This window comes from Paenibacillus sp. 01T422 (genome assembly GCF_056398785.1).
Genome location: NZ_JBFTQB010000490.1, coordinates 1 through 4,773 on the forward strand (window position 1 = coordinate 1; position 4,773 = coordinate 4,773).

Sequence of the window (4,773 nt, forward strand, 5' to 3'; positions counted from 1 at the left end):
GCTCAGCGATGACTTCCAGAATGAATATGCGGAGTACTTGCTGTCTACAAGCTATACGGGTCTCACAAACGAAATCAAGACTTATTCTGATGCCATTAACGATCAACATATTTCCTTATATGACTTGCTGAGCACCATCAATACAACGATTCATCGCGATTTCACGTATGATCCCTCTGCTACGTCCGTACAGACAACAGTAGGTGAAATGTTGAAGCTTAGAAGAGGCGTTTGTCAGGACTATTCGCACTTGATGATCGCCGTTTGCCGGGACAAAGGCATCCCTGCAAGATACGTGAGCGGATACCACTTTGTTGGCGATTTGCAAGGAGGCAGCGCTGAATTTACGCAAGCTTCCCACGCCTGGGTTGAATGCCTGATCCCAGGCAGCGGTTGGTTTGGGTATGATCCCACCAACAACTGCGAGATCAACTGGCGTTATATCAAGTTAGGTCATGGTCGCGACTATAACGATATTGTTCCTGTCAAAGGGGTATATCGTGGTGGTGGCGAGCAAGATCTTGAAGTCACTGTAGACGTCAAACTGATTGAGTAAGTTTCTCTGAAATAAGTGAGGAATAGATATCCTGCTTACTCTTCACCTATGATTTGGGCACCCAGCACTGAGGTTCTGTCGTGATTGTTTCTCCGGTTGAAATAGCTTTCTCAATCATCATCCCGAGATAATGGTCTTGCGAAGCCTCTTCAAGGCTATAAAAGCTAGGCCCGCCAGAGGCGTATTCGGCCATTTTTTGCAGGCAGGTGGCAATAGCAATTTCGTCATCGTATAACCTTGCTGGCGCGAATGGATTCTCGTAAACCCATTTATCACCGCAGAGAATTCCTTTCAGGTAATACCCTTCCGCATTTTCCAGCTCGCCTCTATTCATGCGCTGCAGCTCCATTCGAAGCTCTGCGCATGATTCCTGCTGGATGAGAACCCGATTATCGAATATTTCCCCGCGTTCTCCTCGAACGGACAAATGATTGGAACGTGTCCATGAGCGGTGCTGGTCTTTCGTAAAATCATAAATGCCCAGACGATCGCCAAAATCCAGCCAGGCCAGATCTCTCTGTAAAGGAATCAGCTTATCTTCTGTTGGCGGACCGCTGCGATTAGGACCCTGAACCCATTCTGACTGGAAACGCATCGCCTTAATACGAACATCTTCGAAGTTAACCCCCAGCATTTTCCGAATTAAGCTGACAGCATGGTACGTTTGTGAGATGGAAACCGTTGTTTCCGTAATTTTACCTAATTGCCCTGCACGGATAAGTTCCAATCGTGCTTGTTGCGCAGGATGAAAATGGTACTGTTCCGCTACCTGAACACGAGCGCCCTTAAGGGTTAATCGTTCATGCAGCAGCTCAAGTCCGCCCAAATCAGGACCAGGTGGCGTTTCCAACAAAGCGGGGATCCCCCGCTCCGCCAACGTCAAGAGGTAGTCCAAACTTTGTGAAGGAGAGACGGAAACGACGACAAAATTCGGATCTTCGTTTTCTAGAAGCTGCTCAAGCGAGCGGTATGTCGCTGTCCCCCACTTCGCTTCCATTTCCTTGCCCTTTTCTTCACTTCTGACAACCATGCCGCTAATTTCAAACCGCTCAGGCAGCGCCTGTGCAATCCGCAGAAAATATTGCGCGCGAAAACCGGCACCACCGATCAAGCTAAACTTCACTGGTTTCATCCTAACTACCTCCCCATTCTACGTTTATAGCATTTCGTTCGGATATACCATGACTTTTAAACTGCCGCTTTTATTATGAATCGCTCGCTCCAGCGCATCTTGCGTCTGCTCAAGCGGATAGCGGTCTGTAATGAGCGCCAACGCATCAATCCCCTCACCGGCAAGAAATTTAATACCAGTCGGGTACGTATTGGCATACCGGAAAACACCATAAATATCAATCTCATTGTCAGCGATGAACGGGACATTGAGGGCAATTTCATCTTGTGCCGGCAAGCCCACGATCACAAGCTTGCCGCCGCGGCACAAGGAATAGAGCGCAGACTGCAAAGCTCTCGGATTGCCCGCTGTCTCCCAAGCGGCATCCGCGCCAAGCCCACCCGTCAGTTCCTTGATTCGCTGCACGGCATCGGTTTCCTTGACATTGATGACGTCCGTTGCCCCCATTCGTTTGGCGGCCTCCAAACGAACTTGCTCCAGGTCCGTGACAATGATACGGCTCGCGCCGAACGATTTGGCTGCGGCAACAGCCATTAAGCCAACCGGTCCCATGCCCATGATGGCAACCGTAGAACCAGGCTGGAGATTACAGCGCTTAGCCGCATGAATGCCGACGGAGAAAGGCTCGTTGAGCGCCGCTGCCTCGAAGGATAAATGTTCGGGAATGGCAAATACCATGTCCGCGCGAATTTTCATATATTGAACGAATGCACCGTCCACTGGCGGCGTCGCCAGGAACTGCACATCCGGGCACAAATTATAACGGCCTTCTTTGCAAGCCTGACAGTGCCCACAAGTGACGCCAGGTTCGATGGCCACACGGTCGCCAAGGCTCACATTAGTCACGGAATCCCCTGCAGCGACAATAATGCCTGCGCATTCGTGTCCAAGAATAATCGGCTTTTCGACCACATAGCGGCCAATTCTGCCATTTTCAAAATAATGCACGTCCGAACCGCAAACACCCACAGCCATCACTTTGACCAACACTTCATTCGCGTCAACTTGCGGGACTGGGCGCTCCTCCATCACAATTGTTCCTGGCTTCGTCATGACAGCCGCTTTCATTCTTGCTGGTAGTTGTCCATTCATTTCTTCTCTCTCCCTCTGCCATCATTTAATGAGCTCTGTCGGGTTCATGCCGGTAAATTTCTTGAAAAGCGTGCTGAAATAGGGCACATTTTTGTAGCCCACACGCTCTGCCACTTCATAAACAAGCATGTTTCTTTCCAGCAGCAGTTCCCTTGCTTTTTCAATACGCACGCGCGTTAGGTAGGTATTGAACGTTTCACCGGTCATATTTTTGAAAATAATCGACAAATGATTCCGCGAGATATACACCTTATCCGCCAAATCGGCAAGGGTCATATCATCTGCGTAATGCTCATGGATATATTGTGTCATGAAATCGACAGCTTGTCTGTGTTTACTGTTACCTTTCCATTGCCTGCTGCTGAAAATGACGGAAATTTTGGCCGTAAGCCATTCCGCTAATTGCCCTGGCAAAGTCAATCCAACCATTTCTTTCACAATCTGATCATTCGGGAAAATATCATCGAGCACCATTCCGACCTCATAGAGACAATAGGCAAAAATGCCCCATAGCTCCCCGGCCAACATTTGCACGTAATCCGGTGTTATCCCTTTTTGTTCTTTCAGCTGCTCGATATACTGCGCCACAAGCTGCTGAGCCTGCGATTCCTGGGAAGCCTTCATAGCACCGGCTAATTCAAAATAAAACTTGGCCGGCCGCATCACGAGCGTCCCCTGAACGTTTCTCATTTCCTCGCTATAAACGAACAAATCATAGGCCGAATCCACACGACGATCCCGCAAATCAATCGCTCGGAACGCTTCCTCCGTCGAATCTGGCATTTCCGTCCAGGCTTCTTTGGTACCTCCGATGCCGACACGTATGACCAGCTTCAAATAACTTTTGACGCAATCGATGAGCCTTACCCCCAGGTTACTAAGCTTTTGCTCCAGTTCTTGCTGCGAACTATCAGCTGTAGGATGAAGGATGAGCACAGCTCTCGATCCATGAAGTTCCACATATTCAACAGCGGCAAAAGCTTCGCGCGCCACTTCACAGACGATATTGCTAATCGCAAAACGAAACAAGCTCCAATCCGGCAGCGATAGGTCCGATGTGCGAACATCACGAATCAGGTCGATACCAATGACTACATGCTTGCTCTCGCACCAGAAGCGATAAGGCTTTGGCAGCCGATCCTCCTTCCGATAAGAGCTGTCCAGAGTTCCAGCAACCGCCGACTTCACCCATTCTTTTTCAATAAAAGGCTCGTACAGCATTAATTTTTGTTGCAGTTCGTCCTGCTTAATCCGTTTCTCTTCTTCTTCCATCAGCTCTCCGATGGCTTTCCCAAGAATTGTTTTTAACGTAGGGACGCTGATTGGCTTAGATAAATAATCGCTTACATTGTAGCGGAGTGCCTGCCTCGCATGCTCAAAATCTGAATATCCACTCAAGATAATGAATTTTCCGCAAAAACCTTCTTTTCGTAACTGTTCAATCATATCAAGGCCATTCAAGACCGGCATATAAATATCCGTAATCACAATATCCGGGGCAGCCGTTCGAATGAGCTCCAGTCCATCCTGACCGTTAAGCGCTTCCCCAACCCAATCTGCGTCAAGCTCCTCCCAAGGTATAGCTCGCTTCATCCCTTGGAGAACCTGGCGTTCATCGTCAATGATAGCGATCTTCCACACAACGCCTGCCTCCTTAACTTCCACCTTAGTTCAATTATACTACCAATCCAAGCCATCTTTGAAAGAAGAGGAATGAACGATTTATTATAAAATACAACGAACTATTCCGCTTTCTCCAGCTGATCCTTCACGGGTGGTTGAGCAAGATGGGGAAGTATGATGACGACACGCGTTCCTCCTTCGGACCGATCCTGCAGCGTAATGCCATACTCGCCACCGAAATATCCCGCTATCCGCTCTCTCACATTACGAATGCCATAACCGCCTGTATGGCGTTTATGTTTCTTTTCTATCACTTGCTGAAGCCCAATTCCATTGTCATCAATGATAATATGAATCTTATCCAGTGAGT

General features: G+C 48.5%; 5 protein-coding genes. 1 reads left to right on the forward strand and 4 read right to left on the reverse strand.

The window, feature by feature from the left end; translation table 11 throughout:
* Positions 1 to 556: transglutaminase-like domain-containing protein (locus tag AC1DUA_RS23955; protein WP_477502151.1), on the forward strand; the 556-nt coding region annotated here is incomplete at its 5' end.
* Between the two features lie 46 nt (positions 557 to 602).
* Here AC1DUA_RS23955 and AC1DUA_RS23960 read toward each other — a convergent pair.
* The 4 genes from AC1DUA_RS23960 to AC1DUA_RS23975 form a co-directional block, all read right to left on the reverse strand.
* On the reverse strand, positions 603 to 1,688 hold the full coding sequence (locus AC1DUA_RS23960) for a Gfo/Idh/MocA family protein (protein ID WP_477502152.1): 1,086 nt from the start codon (positions 1,686 to 1,688) through the stop codon (positions 603 to 605).
* Positions 1,689 to 1,712: 24 nt separating this feature from the next.
* The gene (locus AC1DUA_RS23965) at positions 1,713 to 2,780 is read right to left on the reverse strand and encodes an NAD(P)-dependent alcohol dehydrogenase (RefSeq protein ID WP_477502153.1); all 1,068 of its coding nucleotides are present in this window, start codon (positions 2,778 to 2,780) and stop codon (positions 1,713 to 1,715) included.
* Positions 2,781 to 2,801: 21 nt separating this feature from the next.
* Positions 2,802 to 4,421, reverse strand: a complete 1,620-nt coding sequence (locus AC1DUA_RS23970) for a response regulator transcription factor (RefSeq protein WP_477502154.1) — start codon at positions 4,419 to 4,421, stop codon at positions 2,802 to 2,804.
* A gap of 101 nt (positions 4,422 to 4,522) precedes the next feature.
* A partial coding sequence (locus AC1DUA_RS23975) for a sensor histidine kinase (RefSeq protein WP_477502155.1) occupies positions 4,523 to 4,773 on the reverse strand: 251 nt, incomplete at its 5' end.